Origin of the sequence: Geothrix sp. (assembly GCF_020622065.1) — a bacterium.
Lineage (GTDB): Bacteria > Acidobacteriota > Holophagae > Holophagales > Holophagaceae > Geothrix.
Genome location: NZ_JAHRYQ010000001.1, coordinates 821,338 through 841,336 on the forward strand (window position 1 = coordinate 821,338; position 19,999 = coordinate 841,336).

The window sequence follows — 19,999 nt, forward strand, 5'->3', positions numbered from 1 at the left end:
AGGCCCGTCCCGGCGGTCAGTGCCGCTTGGGGGGCTGGTCCAGCAGGGACCCCGGATGCAGGCGGAAGGCGAGGGTCAGGTTGAAGGTGGCCCACTGGGGCTCGCCGTTCAGCCGGGCGGGTTCGAAGACCCACTGCAGGGCGTACCGGAGGGCCGTGGGCTTCAATTCGGCGGGGCCGCTGACGGCGATGGCCCGCCTGGGCCGGCCATCTGGATCGATGGTGACCTGGGCGACCACGGTGCCTTCGGTGCCCTGGCTGAGGGAGGCCGCGGGGTAGGGCGGAGCCGGCGGGCGCACCTTGACCTTCACGCGGCTGAAGTCCATCTCCTGGGCCTTCGGCCGCTCCGGCGCCGGGCGCTGGGCCGCATCCGCCTGGGCGGGGGCGGCGAGGGGTTGGACCGTCAGGGGCGGCGTCGTCCCACCCCGGGAAAGCCGGATGAGATGCGCGGCCATGCTCAGGACGATCTGCCGGGTCTGGAAGAGGAGCCCCTGGTCGCCCGCCTGGGCCGCCATGTAGTTGGCGCCCCACTCCTGGGGAGGTGTCTTTGCGCCGGCCTTCTGGGAGTCCAGGGGGAGCAGGCGTTCGCTGACGCTGAGGAGGCAGGTCCCCTCGCCGTACTGGAGCGTGATGGGGCTGACCTCCAGGCAGTAGGCCCCCTCCGCGCCTTCGACCTCGGAGGCGGGCAGGACGGGGAGGCCATTGCGGGTGAAGAAGGTGGTGAGATCCTCCCGGACCTGATCCGGGTCCAGACCCACCGCCGCCCGGTTCGAATCGGGAATGAGCACCTTCAGGCTGACCGAACGGACGGGGCCCAGGCTCGCCGTGGGCCCGGGGGCCTGGGCCCCGAGGGCGGAGGCGAGGCACAGGATGGCGGCGGGTTGGGGCATGGAGGCTCCGGGGAACCCCCATCATTTCATGCCTTCGGGGTCGGTAATCCGCTATCGTGACTCTCGCGCCGACCCGAAGGCGCGCCCCTGTCCCGGAGGAACCATGTTCGAATCCGCGGAACTTGGCCACAAGGTATCGAAAGAGGTCTGGGACAGGGAGGTTCCCGCGTTGCGGGAGGCGCTGCTGGACGCCCAATACGACCTGGCCGCGGCGAAGTTCCCCGTGGTCATCCTGGTGGCGGGCGTCGACGGGGCCGGCAAGAGCGAGACCGTGAACACCCTCAACGAGTGGATGGATCCGCGCCACATCCAGACCCATGGCCTGGCGGAGCCTTCGGACGAAGAGCGCGAGCGGCCGCACATGTACCGCTACTGGCGGATGCTCCCGCCCAAGGGGAAGATCGGCATCTTCGACGGGTCCTGGTACACCTGGCCCATCCTGGAGCGGGCCTGCGGCCGCAGCAAGACCTCGGACCTGGACCAGGACATGGCCCGGGTGGCGCGTTTTGAGCAGATGCTCATCCACGAGGGCGCCCTGGTGCTGAAGTTCTGGATGCACCTGGGCAAGGATGCCCAGAAGAAGCGGCTGAAGGGCCTGGAGAAGGATCCCAAGACCCGCTGGCGGGTGACGCCCAGGGACTGGAAACACTTTGAGATGTACGACACCTTCCGCCAGGTGTCTGAGCGGGCCCTGCGCTCCACGAGCACCGGGGACGCGCCCTGGATCGTGGTGGAGGCCACGGATGCGCGCTACCAGCGCCTCACGGTGGGGAAGATCCTGCTGGAGCGTCTCCGCGCACGCCTGGACCACCCCGCTCCGGTGGTGCCGGTGATCCCCACGCATCCGCGCCCGTCCCTGGACGGCATGAATGTGCTCAGGGCCCTGGATCTGACAAAGCGGCTGGACAAGAAGGACTACGAGGACGAGCTGCTCACGCTGCAGGGCCGGCTGAACCTGCTCACCCGCCATCGGAACTTCCAGAAGCATTCCGTGGTGCTGGTGTTCGAGGGGGTGGATGCCGCGGGGAAGGGGGGTGGCATCCGCCGGATCACCCAGGCCCTGGACGCCCGCATGTATCACATCCATCCCGTTGCGGCGCCCACGGAGGAGGAGCGGGCCCAACCCTACCTCTGGCGATTCTGGCGGCACCTCCCGCGGCGGGGTCGGGTGGCCATCTTCGACCGCAGCTGGTACGGCCGGGTGCTGGTGGAGCGGGTGGAGGGCTACTGCGCCGAGACAGACTGGCAGCGGGCCTACAGCGAGATCAATGAGTTCGAGGACCAGATCGTCCGCAGCCGCAGTCTGCTGCTCAAGTTCTGGCTCTCCATCAGCCAGGAGGAGCAGCTCCGCCGCTTCGAGGAGCGCCAGGCCACGCCCTTCAAGCGCTTCAAGATCACCGAGGAGGACTGGCGCAACCGCGAGAAGTGGCCGGCCTACGAGGCCGCCATCTGCGACATGCTCGACCGCACCAGCACCGAGATCGCCCCCTGGACCCTCGTCGAGAGCGAAGACAAATACTACGGACGGATCAAGATCCTGAAGACGCTGGTGCAGCGGCTGGAGGACGAGCTGTAGGAGAGCTCCCTGCTCTAGACCGCCCGCTCCTTGCCGAACACCCGGTCCAGCACGAGACCGGCGGTCTCCTCGATGCTGCGGCCGGTCACATCGAGGACGGGCCAGCGGCGGTGCTGCTTGAAGATCCCATCGGCGAAGGCCAATTCCTCGAGGATCTGGCCGAGGTCGCTGTAGCTGTCGGCGCTGCCGGAGGCGCCCAGGCGCTTCAGGCGGTAGGCGCGGATCTCCTGCAGACGGTCCGGCTCGATGGTGAGGCCCACGATGCGGCCCTGGGGGATCTGCTCAAGCTCCGGGGGCAGGGGAATGCCGGGTACCAGGGGCACATTCATCACCTTGTAGCCCTCCATGGCGAGGTACATGGAGAGCGGCGTCTTGCTGGTGCGGCTGATGCCCACCAGGACGATGTCGGCGTCCGGAAGGCCGCCCATGTCGATGCCGTCGTCGTACTTCTGGGCGTATTCGATGGCCTCGATGCGGCGGAAGTACTTGTCGCCCACGGCGTGGAAGCTGCCCGGCCGCTCCTCGGGCCGTTCGCGCAGGTAGAGGGCCAGGGTGTCCAGCAGGTTGCCGAAGAGGTCCACCTGGGTGAGGCGCAGCTCCGCGCAGCGGTCGGCCAGGTAGGCGCGCATCTCGCGGGAGACGGTGGTGTGGATGATGACGGCGCGCTTCTCCGCGGCCATCTGGAGGACGCGCTCCACATCCTCGTGGGAGCGCACATTCTGGAACCGCCGCACCAGGGCCGAGCTCTCGCCCTTGGCGAACTGGGTCAGCGCCGCCTGCACCATGCGCTGGGCGGTTTCGCCGGATCCTCCCGACACCACATAGATGGGCTGCCTGTCCATGGAATTCAGCATACCCTGGGGCCATGCAACCTTTCCCCCACGCCCTCGCCTGGCTCGCGGTGGCGATTCCCGTGGGCGGGGCCCTCGGCGGCCTCGCGGTGCTCCTGGTTCGCTGGGCCCAGCTGCGGCGCCGGGCGCCGGCCGATCCGGAGGCCCTGCTGCTCTCGGCGGTGTCCGGCAGCCTGCGGGAACGGGGCGAGCTGGCCGCCACCCTGGGCGAACTCCGCACGGTCCATGAGCGCCTGCTGGACGCGCTGCCCATGGGGCTGCTGTGGGTGGATCAGCGCCAGCGACTCGCGGCCCTGAACCAGCGGGGCTGCGACCTGCTGGGCGTTCGCCCCGGCGTGGTGGGTCTGGAAGCGGCCTTCGTGCTGGAGCCCTTTCCCTGGCTGCGGGAAGCCCTGGCGGGCGACCCCGGGCCGGCCCATCGCCTCGGGGCCCAGGGCCGCCGCTGGCGGATCCAGCGCATCGAGGCGCCGGACCGCATCGGTGCCCTGGTGCAGTTCGAGGATGTCACCGAGGCAGAGTTGGAGGATCGCCGCCGCCAGCTGCGGGAGCGGTTCGCAGAGTTGGGCGAGATGACCGCCGGCGTCGCCCACCAGCTGAAGAACGGCCTGGCCGTGCTGAAGGGCCAGGGACAGCTGCTCAAGCGGGCGGGCCATGGGGCTTCGGCCGAGGCCCTGCTGGAGGAGACCGAGGAGCTCGAGCGGCTGGTGCAGCGCTTCCTCCAGTGGGCCAAGCCCCTGGATCCGGCCTCGGAGCCGCTCCAGCTCGAAGAGGCCGTGGGCCAGGCGCTGGCGGAGCTGAAGCGCCGCCCCGTGAGCCAGGGGCGCCAGCTGGTGGCCGAAGGGCGGGGGATGGCGACGGGGGATCCCGTGCTGCTGCACCAGGCCCTGGTGAACCTGCTGGAGAACGCCTGCCAGGCCAGCCCCCTGGGCAGCCGGGTGCTGGTGCGGATCTCCGAGGCCCAGCTGGCGATCCTGGACGAGGGGCCGGGTCTGTCGGAGGACACGGCCATCCGCATGCTGCGGCCCTTCGAGAGCGGCCGTCCAGACGGCACGGGCCTGGGCCTCCCCCTGGCCCTGAAGTGGCTCAACGCCCAGGGTGCGGACCTGCGGCTGGTGCCGCGGCCCGAGGGAGGCACCTGCGCCGAGATCCGCTGGTAAGGTGAAGAGATGAGGACGAAGCAGGAGCGGAGTGCCACTGTGGCGAAGCCGAAGCCCGAAGGGCGCGCCGCAGGGAGGCTACGCCTCGGTGAGCGGAGTGAACCGCAGCGCGCAGCGCGCGCGATAGGCGGAGGCGGCGCGTGAAGATCGCGCTGCTCCAACTCAACGCCCGCCTCGGGGATCCCGAAGGGAACGGCCGCCGGGTGGAGAAGGCCTACGCGGAGGCCGTCTCGGCAGGTGCGGAACTGGTGCTGGCGCCGGAGCTGGCCATCCCCGGCTACCTGCTGGAGGATCGTCTCTGGGAGCCCGGGATGCGCCGGCGCATCGAGGCGGAATCCTACCGGCTGGCGGCGCTCTCCGGCACCGTACCGCTGGTCTTCGGCACGGCGCGGCCCGCGCCTTCGGGCCGGCTCTGGAACGAGCTGTGGTGGTGCGAAGGCGGCGCCCTCCGGCACTGCGCGCACAAGCGGGTGCTGCCCAGCTACGATGTGTTCGACGAGCACCGCTACTTCGAGCCAGATGCCGCCCCCCAGCCGCTCGTCGCGTTCCACGGCCACCGCATCGGCCTCTCCATCTGCGAGGATCTCTGGGCTGATCCCCAGCTGGGCAATGCGCCGGTGGGTTATGGCGTGGACCCCATCGCGGACCTGGCCGCTGCGGGCGCCACGCTGATTCTCAACGCCAGCGCCAGCCCCAGCGCCCTGGGCAGCTACCTCCCACCGGGCCGCAGCGCCCCCTGGGCCATCCCCTCCAAGGATGCCCAGCGCCGCCGGTTGCTGCCGGGCCTGGCCCAGAAGCACGGCCTCCCCATCGCGTACGCCAGCCGCGTGGGGGCGGAAAGCTGGCTGCTCTTCGACGGCGGCTCGGGCCTGGCGCTGCCGGACGGGCGCTGGCAGGGCTGTGCACCCTTTCACGAGGGCCTGTTCAGCGTGGACCCCGGTGCCCCGGGCGAGGCTTGGCACGCCGTGGAAGACGGCCCCTGGCTGCGCAAGGCCCTGGTGACGGGCCTTCGCGACAACCTGGCGAAGCAGGGCCTCGAGGCCCTGGTGGTGGGCCTGTCGGGTGGCATCGACAGCGCCGTGGCCGCGGCCCTGGCGGTGGAGGCCCTCGGCCCCGGACGGGTGCTGGGCGCGGCTCTGCCTACGCGCTTCAGCAGTGCGGAAAGCTCGGCCCTCGCCGAACAGCAGGCCCGGCACCTCGGGCTGGCCTTCCTCAACCTCGACGCCGAGGCTCCGTTCGCAGGCTTTTCGGCGGCCCTGGAAAAGGCCCTGCCGGGACGCGCCTTCAGCCTGACGGACGAGAACCTCCAGAGCCGCTGCCGGGGCAGCCTGCTCCTGGCGCTCACCTCGGAGCCGGACATCCAGCGGCGCCTGGGCACGGAGCGGGTCGCCGTGCTGAACACGGGCAACAAGAGCGAGGCCGCCACCGGCTACTTCACCCTCTACGGTGATGGCATTGGCGCCTTCGCGCCGCTGGGGGATTGCCTCAAGGCCCGCGTGTATGCCCTGGCCCGGGACCTGGGGGAGGCCGTGCCCCGGGGCGTGGTGGACCGTCCCCCTACCGCCGAGCTGCGCCCCGGTCAGACCGACGAGGCCAGCCTCCTGCCCTATGCCCAGCTCGACGCCATTCTGGGCGCGGCCCTTGAGGCCCAGCGACCGGAAGAGGGCCTGGCCGAGGATCTGGCCCTCCTGCTCGAGGGCGAGGTCCTGGTCCAGGCCCGGGCGGCGCTCCCCCGCATCCTGGGCCTCCTGCGCCGCACCGAGTTCAAGCGGCGCCAGCTGCCCTTCGCATTCAAGGTGAGCCCCAAGGCCTTCGGCGCGGGACGGCGGATCCCGCTCACCGCGCTATGAAACAGCCCCGCCTCTGGGTTACCCTAGCCCCATAGCCGGTGTGGCGAAATGGCAGACGCGACGGACTCAAAATCCGTTTCCCTCTAAAGGAGTGTCGGTTCGAGTCCGACCACCGGTACCAGTTCGGCCCTTTTGGGGCGTTTTGCAATCGACAGTCTCAAATCACTTGATATGCAGGTCGCCAGAAGTTTACATTCAACTGTCGTTAGCATGATCAGGATTCCGGTGCCCAGGTAGCCTTCCGCCGATGCACCCGGGTCTTGCAGGTTGTCGAATGCCAAGGGAGGCCTCGGGCCATGGATGCCGTTTGGAATACCCGATACAACACGGGCATCCACATCATCGACGAGCAGCACCAGGAACTCTTCGCCACCGTGGACCGGCTGCGGAAGTCCGTCCAGGGCGGCTCAGCCCGCGAGGAGATCGAGGCCCTGCTGTCGGATCTGATCCAGTGCTCCGAACGCCATTTCTCCACGGAAGAAGCGTTCATGGCCAAGTTCGGCTACCCGGACCTGACGCAGCATGTATCCGAGCACGCCTCCATGCTCACGAGCCTGCACGAGCTCCACGCCAAGTTCCGGGAAAGCCCGCACGCCCTGGCCCTGATGGTGCCGACCTTCATGGAGGGCTGGCTCAAGCACCACATCAGCGATGGGGATTTCGGGTTCGTGACCTTCCTGAAGGCGCGCAACCTGGCTTGAATGGCCCTGAAGCGGCCTGATGTGACGAAGTTGTGTCTTTTTGCAGGCTTTCCAGGAAACCTTTCGGGCAAAAAAGGCACTTGAGCCGCCCGGCTGGGTTCGGGGATCCTGGGGCATCCCATCTGCCACGGACGCCCCAGGCACTTCTGCCCGGAGAATCCGCAGTCCAAATGATCGGCCAGGAATGGCCACTAGGAGTGACGCATGAATCGACGCTGGTCGACCCTCACCTTGACGGCGCTGGCCTGTGCCACGATCGCCTCGGCCCAGACTTCCTCTACCGCCGGGGCCATCCGGGGCGTGATCAAGAACAAGGGCGGCCAGGGCGTGGCCGGCGCCACCCTGTCGCTGCGGAACCGCGAGACGGGTCTGGTGCGCACCACCACGGCCAATGCCCAGGGCGAGTACCACATGGGCCTCCTGCCCGTGGGCGGCTACGAACTCACCGTCACCGCGGCCGGCATGCGCACCCTGAAGGACACCAGCGTGCAGGTGTCGCTGGGCCAGAACACCACCGCGAACTTCAGCCTGGACAAGGCCGAAGCCTCCGCCACGGTGGAGATCGTCGCTTCGAGCCAGAGCCTGGACACCACGCAGGTGAACAGCGTCACGGCCGTGGACGCCAAGCTGGTCGAATCCATCCCCCTCAATGGCCGCGACTTCACCAACCTCGTGCAGCTCACGCCCGGCTCGGTCTACGACCCGGACAACAACCGCGTGTCCATGGAGGGCGCCCGAGGCATCCAGAACAACCTGACCATCGACGGCGCCTCCTACCAGTCGAACTTCTTCGGCGAGCAGCGCGGCTCCACGCGCATCCCCTTCGCCTTCGGCGCCGACACCATCAAGGAACTCCAGATCATCACCAACGCCTTCGATGCCCAGTACGGCAACGCGGCGGGCGCGGTGATCAACGCCGTCTCCAAGACCGGCACGAACGAGTTCGGTGGCTCGGCCCTCTACCAGGTGCGGCCCAAGTCCCTGGTGGCGCGCATCACCCCGGTGCCCTACGACCGGGCCGGCACCATCAACACCCAGCAGGCCCTCACCAAGAACTTCACCCAGACCCAGTTCAATGTGAATGTGGGCGGCCCGATCATCAAGGACAAGCTGCACTTCTTCGTGGGCGTCGAGACCTACAAGTACAAGGAGGACTTCACGCCCTCCTTCGCCATCTCGAGTTCGGGCGGCAACAGCAACTCGCCCGTGCCCAACTTCACCAACTTCCTCAACACCTACGGCAAGCTGATCGTCGGCAATGACGGGCGCACGCTGGCCCAGGAAAGCGGCCGGAGCTACACCAACGACCGCACCAACACGGTCTATTTCGGCCGCCTGGACTGGACGATCAACGAGAACCACCGCGCCACCCTGCGCGTGAACGCCCAGGATTGGAAGTCCGAGAACGGCACCACCTCCTTCACGAGCAGCTTCGCGCCCACCACGGGCCAGACCCAGCAGGGCCAGGAGAAGAACAGCGGCCTCAGCTGGGTGGTGGAGTTGAACAGCGTCCTCGGCTCCAACCTGGTGAACGAGGCCCGCGTCCAGCGCGCCATCGAGCGGCGGCCCCGCATCGCGAACAGCACCGCCTCCCCCGAGTTCCAGGTGAACGGCGGCTTCACGGCCGGCCAGAACAACTTCCTGCCCAACGGATTGGACGAGTACAGCTGGCAGGTCATCGACAACCTCACCTGGACCCAGGGCGACTGGACGGTCAAGGGCGGCGTGGACCTCCAGTTCTTCGACTTCAAGAACACCTTCTTCCGCTACCAGAACGGTTCCATCCAGTTCGGAAACTATTCCATCGCCAACAAGTGGGCCACCGGCACCGTGGCCGCGGCCGACAGCCTGACTTATGTGGGCGCTTACAGCGACTTCGGTGGCGCCATCTCCTACAAATCCAAGCTCTTCGCGGGCTTCGTCCAGGGCCAGTACCAGGGCCTGCTGGATCGCCGCCTCATGCTGAGCCTGGGCCTGCGCGCCACCCGCGAGGACCAGCCGGACAACCCCCGGCCGAACGCCCAGTTCGCCGGCCTCGACCAGGCCAACGACACCACCTCGTACGATCCCCGCTTCGGGTTCACCTACGACCTCAAGGGCAACGGCAAGACGCTGCTGCGCGGCGGCTACGGCTGGTTCTCCAGCCCGAACCCCAGCCTCACCGTGTCCAACACGATGAACAGCAACGGGAACACCACCTCCACCTACTTCATCAACAACGGGGCCGCCACCAACGCGCTCTTCAACTCGGGCGCCCTCTCCTACGCCCAGCGCGTCTCCGCCGGCGGCACGATCCTGAGCGCCCTGCCGTCCAACCTGCTGGCGGGCCTGGCCTCCGCCAGCCGCGTGGGCCAGGTCTGGGATCCCCGCAACGAGATGACCGTGGCCAAGCGCACGGCCCTGGGCGTCGAGCACGCCTATGACAACGGCCTGACCCTCGGCCTCCAGGCTGTCTATGCGAAGTTCGAGAACCTGCAGTACTTCGTGAACATCAACCTGGCCCAGGTGGGCGCTCCGGCCGGCTCCTACTACAACGACGGCTACGCCCTGCCCAATTCGAACACCTTCTCCACCGTCGGCCGCCCCAACCGGGCCGTGGTGAACGGCCGGATGATGGACTTCACGAATTTCGGCAATGTGTTCCTCAGCAAGAACGATGGTGAAGGCACCTACAAGGCCCTCATCCTGACGGCTTCCAAGCGCTCCGAGAGCGGCTGGGGCTTCAACTCCACGCTGACCTGGTCCAAGGCCCGCGACAACAACTCCAACGAGCGCACCACCGCGAGCTCCACGGCCGACTCGAACACCAACAACCCCGCCAATCCCTCCGGCACCGAGGCCTACAGCGACAACGACCGCCGCCTGCGTGTGACCTTCGCGGGCTTCTTCCCGATCATCTGGGGCATCCAGGGCGCCGTGAACTACAGCTACACCAGCGGCCGTCCCTACAGTTCCATCTCCACCAATGACCTCAACGGCGATAGTGGCCGCAACGACTACACCCCCGGCACCGAGCGCAACCAGTACCGCCAGCCCCATGTGAAGCAGCTGGATCTCCGCCTGAGCCGGAACTTCGAGTTCACGAAGCGGTTCAAGGCCGAAGCCTTCATCGATGTCTTCAACTTGGCCAACTGGGCGGCCCAGCGCACGACGATCACGGGCGGCCAGCCGACCACCGACTTCGGCTTCATCAACCTGCCCGACCGCAACACCCGCGAGGTCCAGCTGGGCGTCCGCGCCCGGTTCTGATCGTCCCGGCTCCAAAGGAAAGGCCCCGCGACCGCGGGGCCTTTCCTTTGGGTGGAACCCCGGCACCTGCGCTGCCCCGCCTCCCGGCAGAGAAGCGGCGGCCTAGCGCTGGGTCCCTGTCCGGCCGGCCTACGGCTGGATCAGAAAAAGCCCCGCATGGGCGGGGCTTTTCGGGCAGCAAGACCGCGGATCAGATCCTGAAGCGGGCCACCAGCGAATTGAGCTGCTCGGCCAGATGGCTCAATTCGTCCACAGTGCGGGTGGATTCCTTGATGGTGGCGGCCATCTCCTCCATGGCCGCGGCGTTCTGCTCGGCGATGGCGGTGAGGTTGCCCATGGCGGCCACCACGGACTGGCTGTCGTGACTCTGGGTCTCGCTCTGACCACCGATGGTCTTCATGCGCTCGGCGGAATCGGTGATGGCGCTCTGGATGCTGTTCAGCGCCTCGCCGGCCGTGTTCACCATCTTCGTGCCGTCGTTGATGGCCCGGTTCGAGGTCTGGATGAGGGCCGTGATCTCCTTGGCGGCGGTGGCGCTGCGTTCGGCCAACTTGCGCACCTCTTCGGCGACCACTGCGAAGCCCTTGCCGTGTTCGCCGGCCTTGGCGGCCTCGATGGCGGCGTTGAGGGAGAGGAGGTTCGTCTGGTTGGCGATCTCGGTGATCACGGTGAGGATGTTGCCGATCTGCTTCGAGTTCTGGTCGATGGCGCGCATGCCGGAAATGGCGCTGCCCACGGCGGTGCCCCCCTTGCCCGCGGCCTGCTGGGCCTGCTCGAAGACCAGGAGGGCGTCTGCGACATTGGAATTGACCACCTGGGAGGACCCAGCGATGCCCTGGACGCTGCTGGTGGTGGTCGTGACGCTGGCCTTCTGGTTCTCGGCGGAGTGGGCGATGCTCTGGGCCGTGCTGTGCATCTCGGACATGCCGGCCGACATCTGGAGCGAACCCGAGGCGATGTTGGTGGAGATGGCCATCACCTGCTGGACGATCTGGTGGATGTTCTCCACGAAGCGGTTGAAGTGGCCGGCCAGGGCGGCGATCTCATCGTTGCCGTGCACATCCAGGCGGGCGGTGAGGTCGCCCTCGCCCTCGGAGATGTCGCGCATGCGCCGCTGGATGTTCTCCAGGGGGGTGACGATGGCGTTGCCCAGGAACCAGGCCGCACCGAATCCGGCGGCGATCATGAGCACGCCGAGGATGGCCATGCCCAGGAGGGCGCCCATCTGGTCCTTGCGGACACGGTCCCGGTTGGCCAGCAGCATGAGGTAAGACTTGTTGGCGGCCCCTTCGATCTTCACGAGGGAGCCGACGACCAGGAAGCCGTCCTTCTCGAAGGTCAGGTTGTCTTTGGAAAGATCTTTCTTGGCGGCTTCCGTGAGGAAGGCGCCGGCGAAGGGGGCCAGGTCGATCTGGGAGGGCTTGGCCTTGGACTTGGTGACCACCTTGGGGGCCTTGGTGGCAGGATCCAGGGCCACGAGGGCGGCCTGGGTGATGTCGTTGTTGTCCTTCATGCCGTCCAGGCCGCGCTCGACGAGCCCCAGGTCCTCGAACTGGACACCCGATTGGATGCCATCCGAGACCAGGGAAGCCAGGCTGCTGGCCTCGAGCTTGAGGCCGTCGTTCAGCGCGGTGTTCAGGCGCCAGAGGGAAAACACCGTGGCCGCAGTGCCCAGCACCGCCGCCAGGGCGAGGATGGAATACAGCAGCTTCTTTCGGACATTGAGGTTGTTCCAGAAATTCATGGCCGCCCCTAAAGAGGTGTGTCCACAACCCATCGGGCGGGCGGGACTGCGGGTTGAGTTTCGAGGCGCTATCGGAGGGAGATGAGGGTCACTCCGGCGCCGCCCTGATTTTGCGGTGCATCCTCGACGCGGGCGATGCCGGGGTGCCCCCGCAGGGCCTCCCGGACCGCGGCTTTCAATTTTCCGGTGCCGTGGCCGTGGACGATGCGGATGTACCGGCGACCTGCGGCCAGGGCCTCCTCCACGAAGCGGTAGATCTCGCTGTCCACCTCGTCGCTGGCCCGGCCGATGAGGTTCATTTCCGATTCGATGTCCTGGGCCTCGGCGCGCACCCGGACCCGGCCTGTGGGCTTCGGCGCGGCCTCCCGGGCCCCGATGGGCTCCAGCTCCCCCAGGCGGCATTCCAGGCGGCGACCCTGGGGCGTCTCCAGCGTGGCCCGGTCGCCCTTCAGGGTCACCACCCTGCCTTCGACGCCCAGCCCCCGGTGGCGGGCGAAGCCGCCTTCGCGGACTTCCACGGGAGCGGCGCTTCGGGCGGGGTTCCGGCCGGGTGACAGCTCGGCCTCGGCGAGGCGTGTCAGCTGCTTCACCCGCTCGTGGGCCTCGGTGCCCAGGCGGTCGGCATTGACCTCGGCCGCCTTCTGCCGCTCCTTCAGCTCGCGCACCAGCCGCTTGCCCTCGTGGTCGAGGAAATCCAGCACCCGCGCAACCTTCTCCTTGGATTCCCGCTGGAAGGTCTCGCGCTCGAGGCGCAGCTTCTCCTCCCGCTGGCGGAGGATCTCCCGGTCCTTTTCCGCGGCGGCCTGCCCCTGGCGCAGGGTCTCGGCCTCCTCCAGCAGGCGCGAGCGCTCGGCTTCCAGCTCCCGCAGGAAGTCCCGCCAGTCCTGCTCACGCTTGCCCAGCACCTTGTCGGCGTGCTCCAGCACGGGCCGGGGCAGGCCCAGCTTGGCGGCGATGGTGAGGGCGCGGCTCTGCCCCGGCTGGCCCACCAGCAGGCGGTAGGTGGGGGCCAGGCGGTCCTCGTCGAACTGGACCGAGGCATTCTGGAACCGCATGTGGCGCAGGACCCATTGGCTGATCTCGCCCAGGTGGGTGGAGCACAGGATCCAGCAGCGGCGCCGGGACAGGGTCTGGAGGAGGGCGATGCCCAGGGCGGCGCCTTCCTTGGGATCGGTGCCCGTGCCCAACTCATCCAACAGCACCAGTCCGCCGTCATGGACGCTTTTAAGGATCTCCTTCAAATGCAATATATGGCTACTGAAGGTCGAGAGGCTTCCCGTGATGGTCTGGTGGTCGCCGATGTCCGCGTGGAGGCTGGGCAGGGCGGGGAAGCTGGAGCCTTCCCGGACCGGCACCGCGCAGCCGCTGGCTGCCAGGGCCGAGAGCAGGCCCACGGTCTTGAGGACGACGGTCTTGCCGCCGGTGTTCGAGCCGGAGATGACGAGGCCCGGCTTCTCCGCCTCCATCACCAGGTTCAGGGGCACCACCGGGTGGGGCAGGGGCTCCAGGCCCATGGCCTCGCGCACGGCGGGCAGCAGCATGGGGTGGCGGGCCTCCAGGAGGCAGAGGCGGCCCTGCTTCGGATCGGCTTCCAGCTCGGGCAGGCGGCCGTCGCAGAGGACCGCCCAGCGGAGGAGCGCCAGACCCTGGTCCGCCCGGGCCTGGAGGTCGCGCCAGCGGGTGAAGTCCTCCCGCCGGGTGCGCAGCTCCGCCAGCAGGTCGCGCAGGAAGGCCTGCACGGCCTGGGCGTAGTCGCGGTCGGCCTCCACGAAGGCGTTGTTGAGGGGCACGGCCTCCATGGGCTCCACGAAGACCGTGGCTCCGCTGCCGCTGCGGTCCAGCACCAGGCCTGGCACCAGACTCCGCCGCTCCGACCGGACCGGCAGGCAGAAGCGGCCGTTGCGATCGACGACCATGGCCTCGTTGAAGGCATCGGGCGTGGCCCGCAGCAGTTTCTGGAGCTTGGCCTGCACGGCCTGGAAGGCCTCCTGGCGGCTCCGGTGGAGGCTGGCCAGGGCGGGGATGCGCAGGGGGTCCAGCTGGCCGTCGGGGTTGAAGCTCTTGGCCAGCCGCTCGGCCACGGGAGCCGGATCCGGCAGCAGGGCGGCCGTCACCTGGAGCCGATCGATGCCGAGGTGGGTGCCCGGCGGCGCGGGGCGGGACTCGGGCCAGGGCAGGGCGGCCAGGCTTGAGAGCAGCCGGGACAGGGCCTTCAGGCCATCCCGAAGCTGCCGCCAGTGCTCGGGCAGCAGCCAGCCCGCAGGGTTGAGCAGCTCGTCCAGGGATTCATCCATGGGGAGGATGGGCAGCCGGTCGGGTGAGGCGGTCCAGAGATCCTGAAGCTCCAGCTGGTACAGCCGCCGCAGCCCCGTGAGCCCATCCCAGGGGTGCATGGCGCCGAGGGCCGCCCGGGCGGGATGCGTGCGCGCACCCGCCTGCACCAGCCGGATCGCATCGGGGAATTCCAGGGCGTCGAGTTCAGGGTTCATGGCGGGAGTCTTGAGTCCTCAGTCTTGAGTCTTCAGTAAAACAAAAGGCCCGCTTTCGCGGGCCTTTTTCGAGAGGAAGCGAAGCTTCATCTCAACCGATCATGCGCCGTTCCTGAGCGAGGCGCTTCAGGGTCTTCTTGCGGGCGGCGAGCATCTTGCGCTTGCGCTTGGTGCTGGGCTTTTCGTAGTGCTGGCGCTTCTTCAGCTCGCTGAGGATGCCGGACTTTTCGCACTTCCGCTTGAAGCGGCGAAGGGCGAACTCGAAAGTTTCGTCTTCTTTGACCTTGACCAAAGGCATGTGGATGCACCTCCTTTCCCGTGGATTTCGGGGCGGCGCCAGGGAACGGGGCCGGACCGAACGAGAAGTGTATCTCAGATTCCGAGTTATGGCGAGGTGGAATCCCTCCCGCTACCCTGGATCCTCACTGCATCTTCTGGATCCCAATGCCCCGTCCCCTGCTCCTCATCGTGGAAGGCGAGTCCTACCGGACGCCTGGTCTGGTTTCCGCCATGGAGGGGGACGGCTGGGCCGTGCGCTGGGTGGGGGCTGCCGGAGCGGAGTCCTTCCTGCAGACGGGCCTGGATCCGGACCTGCTCCTGGTGGAGCTGGCTTCGCCAGAGGCCATCGGCCATCGGCTCGTCCAGGTCCTCCGGGAACGGCAGCCCACCCTTCCGGTGCTGGCCTGGGTGGGTGAGCAGGCCGCCGAGGCGCGCGGGAAACTCGGCCTCCAGGGTTTCCTGGAGCGATCCGGATCCGAGGCGGAGATCCTCGCGGCCCTGCGCCACTACCGCCCGGAGGACACCCAGCTCACCACGGACGACATCTTCGGGGACCTCCTGGCCGACCTGGAGCGGGGGGCGGATGTGGATCCCAGCCCGGGCGTTTCTTCGAGGCCAGCCTCGAGCCCGGTTTCGAGCCTGGAACCCAAGCCGGAACCCCCGGCCGATCCGTTTTCCCTGTTCGAGGGGGAGGCGGGGCTGCCCCCCGAAGCGGCCGTTGGTCAGGGCTCCCAGCCTCCGCTCAGCGCAGCGGACATCTTCGGCCAGGTGATCGAGGAGGTGGAGGCCCTTCCTGTGCCCCGGACGCCTCGGGCCGTGCCCCTTCCGGTGGCCGTTCCCGAGCGGGGCAACCTGCCGGTGGCCGCCGTGAAGGTTGCGGAACCTCTGAAACCCGCCTCGGCGCCGCAGGCTCCGGTCGCACCCCCGCCGGCCCTGACCGAACCGCTGGGGCCTTCCGACTTCACCCTCAGCGGAATCTCGGGCGTGAACGATCCCTTCGAGTGGGCCGGGGAGGGGGCCGCCGCGCCTCCCGCCGTGGCGCCCGTGGCCCGCCCGGTCGCGAGCGGGACTCCGGAAGTGCTCGAGGAATATGGGAACTACTTCCTGCTGGAGAAGATCGCCATCGGCGGCATGGCGGAGCTGTTCAAGGCCCAGCAGCGGGGCGTGCAGGGCTTCCAGAAGATCGTGGCCATCAAGCGGATCCTGCCGCACTTCAGCGACAACGAGGACTTCGTCACGATGTTCATCGACGAGGCCAAGCTGGCGGCCCAGCTGACCCATCCGAACATCGTCCAGATCTTCGATCTGGGGAAGGCCGGGAGCTCGCACTACATCGCCATGGAATATGTGAACGGCCGGGATCTGCGCACCCTGCTGCGGAAGGTGCGGGAATACGGGCAGCCCTTCCCGGAGCAGATCGCGGCCTTCGTGGTGATGAAGGTGGCCGCCGCGCTCGACTACGCGCACCGGAAGCGGGGCTTCGATGACCGTGAGCTCAAGCTGGTCCACCGGGACATCAGCCCGCAGAATGTGATCCTCTCGACCGAAGGCGCCGTGAAGCTGGTGGACTTCGGCATCGCCAAGGCAGCCAACAAGGCCAGCCATACGGTAGCTGGCGCGCTCAAGGGCAAGCTGCTCTATATGAGCCCCGAGCAGGCCACGGGGCAGCCCCTGGACAACCGCTCGGACCTGTATTCGCTGGGCCTCGTGCTCTTCGAGCTGCTCACGGGGGAACGGTGCTTCCAGGCGGATTCCGAGCTGGGCGTGCTGGAGAAGGTGCGCCTGGGCCGGGTGTCGGACCTGCACGCCCTGAATCCGAATGTGTCCCGGGACATGGTGGCCATCGTGAACCGGGCCCTCCAGAAGAGCGTGGATCATCGCTACCCCTCCGCCCGGTTCATGGAGCGGGATCTCCGCGACTACCTCCAGCGCCTGGGGACGCCCATCGCCGAGCACGATGTGGCCGAGTATGTGAACACCCTGCTCAACGGAACCCGGGAGCGGCTGGAACACCTGGTGGCCACCCAATTCCCCGTGCCCACCAGCCTCACCAGCGGGGCCTACCGGTCCATGAGCGACCACACGGGCACCACGGCCCCGTACGGACGCGCTCCCGCTCCTGCCAGCGAGGCGTCGCCGCAGGAGCCCGCCACAGACTTCCCGGAACCGCCCAAGACGGCCCTCCGGCCGCGCTGGCTGCTGCCCTTGATTCTGGGGCTGGCCGCGCTCCTGGTGGTCATGCTGGCCATCGCCCGGTGGTCCTGAACCGCTGATCCTCCGGTCCCGGAGTCTGCTTGGCCGGCCCGCCGCGGGGGCATTGTGATGAACCGCAAGGCGCCAACCGGGGTAGACTCGGGGCTTCCCCCTTGTGTTCCCTTTTTCCGCCAGGAGTTCCCATGGATCTGAGCCAGGACCAGAAGGCCTTCTACGAGACCACCCGCGAGCGCTGCCGCTCGGAGGTGTCTCAGATCAACAACACCATCGCCTCCGAGGTTCAGCGCGTGAAGGATCTGCTCACCAGCCTGAGCAACCGCAAGACCGCCGTGCTGCAGATGTACGGCGCCGCGTGCGAAGTGCTGGGCGAAGAGAACGACCTCGCCGAAGAGTCCATCGAGATCGAGTTCTAGGAATCCGCCGCCGGGCCGACCGGCACGCTATCCGTGAATCCGCATCAGCGGGGCAGCGCATTTCTGGCAGTTGCTCTGGTGAGGCGGATTCTTCTTGCCGCAGTGGCTGCACACGAGGGTGTGGGCCCGCTTGCGGCGCCACATCCTCAGGTAGAGGAAGCCGAGGATCAGCACCAGCAGTCCACCCTTCTGCCAGGGCTGGAGGAAGACACCCGTGGGGCTTTCCGCCTTGGGCTTGGCGGGCTGTTCTTCGAGGCTGAGGGTGGGCTGGTTCATGGCTCGGCGCTTTCGTCGGAGGAATCGTCTGCCAGCATGCCTTCGCCGAAGAGGCCGTCTTCGGGCAGGGGCGGCTCCAGGGCGGCCAGGGCCTCGGCCTCGAGGCGGCCCTCGCCGAAGTCCGCCAGCTGCGGCAGATCGTGCAGGCCCTTCAGTCCGAAGTGCAGGAGGAAGGCCTGGGTGGTGGCGTAGGTCATGGGACGGCCCACCACGGGCTTGCGCCCGGCGGGCGTGATGAGCTGGCGCTCCATGAGGCTCTTCACCTGGTTGGCGCTGCTGGTGACGCCCCGGATGGCGTTCAGCTCGGTGATGGTGACGGGCTGCCGGTAGGCGATGATCGCCAGCGCCTCGATCTGGGCCGGCGTGAGCTTGCCGCTGCGGGTGGTGGTCACCAGGCGCGAGACCATTTCCTTGTAGACGGGGCTGGTGGCCATGCGCCAGCCCCCGCCCACTTCCAGCAGGCGCAGTCCGGAGGCGCCCTGCAGACGCTCCTGAAGCTTCTCGATGCCCTGCTGGAGGGCCCCGTCGCCCAGGCCTGTCAGCTCGCGGAGCCGCGCCAAGTCCAGCACCTCGCCGGCGGCGGTGAACAGGGCCTCCAGGGCCCCCGGGAGGTCGCCGCCCTCATCCCAGAGCGGATCCTGGTGGAAGATCTCGGAATCGTTCACCGGTAGGCTCCCAGCCGTTGGCCCATGCGGACGGCCCCCTCGGCGCGCAGCGGGGCCCAATCTCTGGCCCTCGGACCGCCCACGAGCAGCACCACCGTGGAGCCGAATTCGAAGGTGCCGAGATCCTCGCCGGGGGCGCAGGGCAGCAGGCTCACGGGGAAACCGCCATCCTTGGGCAGGTCGCGGCCCCCGAGCCAGCGCCCGTCGATCACGACTCCGCCCACATGCGTGGCGCCCACCAGCACCGCAGCCACCTCCAGGCCCTCGCAGGGGCCGGTCCCCAGGGCGATCCAGGTCGCGCGGCGGTTGCGCTCATAGAGGCGGGGGACATGGCCCGTGCTGGCGTCGTTCACGGGCCACAGCTCGCCTTCCACATGGCTGACCGCGCTGACGCGGCCCTCCAGCGGCACATGGATGCGGTGGTAGTCCTTCGGCGAGAGATACAGGGTGAGGTAGTGACCGCCCTCGAAGCGCTCGGCACCCCGCTCGTGCTTGAGCAATTCCGCCACGCGGTAGGGCAGGCCCTTGGCCTGGATGGCGGTACCGGCCTCGATGCGGCCGCTGGCGATGATGCGGGCGTCCACGGGGCTGTTGAGGTAGCCCGGGAGGGGCCCCTCCTGGGGGCGGAGGCCCGGCCTGAGCCGCCGGGTGAACAGGGCCTGGAGGCTGGGGTAGTCGGCCAGGGGGAACTCGGCCTCGGCGAGGTCGATGCCGTAGTGCCGGGCGAAGCGGCCCAGCAGGGGTTCGCGCCAGGCGGCCGGCAGGCGTTTGGCGGCCGCCCAGCCCACCACGCGGGAACCCAGCTTCTTGGGGTAGAGCCCCAGCAGCCTCAGGGGCAGGGGGCCGGGGGTCCAGATCAGCACATAGAGCGCCCAGACCAGGGCGAGGACGAGCGCGACGCGCGCCGGTGGGGGCCAAGACAGATGCATCCCACCAGAATAGCCGTCTGTAGAATCGATCGATGGATTGGATCCACCTGAAGCCCGCGGATGGCCGCCTCATGCCCTGGAAGAATGGTGGGGGCCGGACTCTGGAAATCCTCGTGGACCCCCCTGGCGCTGCGGTGGATTCGGGGTTTGGCTGGCGCCTCAGCACAGCGGAGGTGGCCGTTTCTGGCCCTTTCTCGGCCTTCCCGGGCCTCGAACGGACCCTGCTGCTCCTGGAGGGAGCCGGATTCACCCTGGACCTGGGGCCCCGGGGGTGGGCCGAGGTGCGGGATCCCCTGGTCCCCTTCGTGTTCTCCGGCGATTGGCCCGTGTCCGCGAGCCTGGTGGACGGCCCGTGCACCGACTTCAATGTGATGGCGGACCCCCGCCGGTGCCGGGCGCGCGTCGAGGCCTTCTCCCTGGAGGTTCCCCGCCGACTGGATCTGGGTGCGGCCACGGTGGCGATCTTCGTCGCCCGGGGCACGGTATCGGTACCGGCGCTGGGGCTGCACTTGGGCCAGAGGCACACGCTGCGGATCGATGTCGATGTCGATGCCGGAGCCAATGCCAGGGCCGGGGTCGGCCCCGGAGTCCGGTTATTGGCCCTGGCTCCGGGATTGGGCGGCGCGAGCCTGGTGGTGGTCCGGGTGGATCCGAGGGCCTGACCCTCAGGGTCTTGACCTGCCCGGGGGCAGGCCCCACGCTTCAGCACCCACCCCC

Annotated in this window: 16 protein-coding genes and 1 tRNA gene; 9 read left to right on the forward strand and 8 right to left on the reverse strand. The window is 68.3% G+C overall.

Annotated features, from left to right (window positions below):
* Window positions 1-16: 16 nt before the first annotated feature.
* Window positions 17-889: an energy transducer TonB gene (locus QZ647_RS03835; protein WP_291270906.1), complete on the reverse strand. Its 873-nt coding sequence runs from the start codon at window positions 887-889 to the stop codon at window positions 17-19.
* Window positions 890-992: 103 nt separating this feature from the next.
* Between QZ647_RS03835 and pap the strand changes: the two genes are divergently transcribed.
* Window positions 993-2,465, forward strand: a complete 1,473-nt coding sequence (gene pap / locus QZ647_RS03840) for a polyphosphate:AMP phosphotransferase (RefSeq protein WP_291270907.1) — start codon at window positions 993-995, stop codon at window positions 2,463-2,465.
* A 14-nt stretch (window positions 2,466-2,479) separates the two neighbouring features.
* Here the strand turns inward: pap and QZ647_RS03845 are convergent, their stop codons facing one another.
* Window positions 2,480-3,307, reverse strand: coding sequence for a pyruvate, water dikinase regulatory protein (locus QZ647_RS03845; RefSeq protein WP_286353653.1), 828 nt, complete (start codon window positions 3,305-3,307; stop codon window positions 2,480-2,482).
* A 23-nt stretch (window positions 3,308-3,330) separates the two neighbouring features.
* Between QZ647_RS03845 and QZ647_RS03850 the strand changes: the two genes are divergently transcribed.
* The 5 genes from QZ647_RS03850 (at window position 3,331) to QZ647_RS03870 (ending at window position 10,273) form a co-directional block, all read left to right on the forward strand.
* The gene (locus tag QZ647_RS03850) at window positions 3,331-4,473 is read left to right on the forward strand and encodes an ATP-binding protein (protein ID WP_291270908.1); all 1,143 of its coding nucleotides are present in this window, start codon (window positions 3,331-3,333) and stop codon (window positions 4,471-4,473) included.
* Window positions 4,474-4,613: 140 nt separating this feature from the next.
* Window positions 4,614-6,323, forward strand: coding sequence for an NAD(+) synthase (gene nadE, locus QZ647_RS03855; protein ID WP_291270909.1), 1,710 nt, complete (start codon window positions 4,614-4,616; stop codon window positions 6,321-6,323).
* 34 nt (window positions 6,324-6,357) lie between these two features.
* Window positions 6,358-6,444, forward strand: a tRNA-Leu gene (locus QZ647_RS03860).
* A gap of 175 nt (window positions 6,445-6,619) precedes the next feature.
* Window positions 6,620-7,024 carry a bacteriohemerythrin gene (locus QZ647_RS03865; protein ID WP_286353650.1) on the forward strand — a complete coding sequence of 135 codons (405 nt, stop codon included), beginning with the start codon at window positions 6,620-6,622 and terminating at the stop codon, window positions 7,022-7,024.
* 204 nt (window positions 7,025-7,228) lie between these two features.
* Window positions 7,229-10,273 (forward strand): TonB-dependent receptor, encoded by a 3,045-nt coding sequence (locus QZ647_RS03870; protein ID WP_291270910.1) that lies wholly within the window; start codon window positions 7,229-7,231, stop codon window positions 10,271-10,273.
* 190 nt (window positions 10,274-10,463) lie between these two features.
* On the opposite strand, the gene QZ647_RS03875 is transcribed toward QZ647_RS03870, so the two are convergent.
* The 3 genes from QZ647_RS03875 to rpsU form a co-directional block, all read right to left on the reverse strand.
* Window positions 10,464-12,017 carry a methyl-accepting chemotaxis protein gene (locus tag QZ647_RS03875; protein WP_291270911.1) on the reverse strand — a complete coding sequence of 518 codons (1,554 nt, stop codon included), beginning with the start codon at window positions 12,015-12,017 and terminating at the stop codon, window positions 10,464-10,466.
* A gap of 68 nt (window positions 12,018-12,085) precedes the next feature.
* Window positions 12,086-14,506, reverse strand: coding sequence for a Smr/MutS family protein (locus QZ647_RS03880; RefSeq protein WP_291270912.1), 2,421 nt, complete (start codon window positions 14,504-14,506; stop codon window positions 12,086-12,088).
* 91 nt (window positions 14,507-14,597) lie between these two features.
* Window positions 14,598-14,804 (reverse strand): 30S ribosomal protein S21, encoded by a 207-nt coding sequence (gene rpsU / locus QZ647_RS03885; RefSeq protein ID WP_026852993.1) that lies wholly within the window; start codon window positions 14,802-14,804, stop codon window positions 14,598-14,600.
* A gap of 146 nt (window positions 14,805-14,950) precedes the next feature.
* Between rpsU and QZ647_RS03890 the strand changes: the two genes are divergently transcribed.
* Window positions 14,951-17,050, forward strand: a complete 2,100-nt coding sequence (locus QZ647_RS03890) for a protein kinase (protein WP_291270913.1) — start codon at window positions 14,951-14,953, stop codon at window positions 17,048-17,050.
* A 131-nt stretch (window positions 17,051-17,181) separates the two neighbouring features.
* Window positions 17,182-17,412 (forward strand): hypothetical protein, encoded by a 231-nt coding sequence (locus QZ647_RS03895; protein WP_286353645.1) that lies wholly within the window; start codon window positions 17,182-17,184, stop codon window positions 17,410-17,412.
* A 27-nt stretch (window positions 17,413-17,439) separates the two neighbouring features.
* Here QZ647_RS03895 and QZ647_RS03900 read toward each other — a convergent pair whose 3' ends face one another.
* The 3 genes from QZ647_RS03900 to asd are packed head-to-tail and all read right to left on the reverse strand — an operon-like array spanning window position 17,440 to window position 19,282.
* A complete protein-coding gene (locus QZ647_RS03900) occupies window positions 17,440-17,688 on the reverse strand; it encodes a hypothetical protein (RefSeq protein ID WP_286353644.1) in 249 nt (82 codons plus the stop codon).
* Window positions 17,685-18,353, reverse strand: coding sequence for an SMC-Scp complex subunit ScpB (gene scpB / locus QZ647_RS03905; RefSeq protein ID WP_291270914.1), 669 nt, complete (start codon window positions 18,351-18,353; stop codon window positions 17,685-17,687). Before scpB ends, QZ647_RS03900 begins: the two co-directional genes overlap by 4 nt.
* Window positions 18,350-19,282 carry an archaetidylserine decarboxylase gene (gene asd / locus QZ647_RS03910; RefSeq protein ID WP_291270915.1) on the reverse strand — a complete coding sequence of 311 codons (933 nt, stop codon included), beginning with the start codon at window positions 19,280-19,282 and terminating at the stop codon, window positions 18,350-18,352. The genes scpB and asd overlap by 4 nt, the downstream gene beginning before the upstream one ends.
* Before the next feature lie 32 nt (window positions 19,283-19,314).
* On the opposite strand from asd, the gene QZ647_RS03915 reads away from it, so the two are divergent.
* Entirely contained in the window at window positions 19,315-19,944 is a 630-nt protein-coding gene (locus QZ647_RS03915) for a HutD family protein (protein ID WP_291270916.1), read from the forward strand.
* Window positions 19,945-19,999 lie beyond the last annotated feature (55 nt).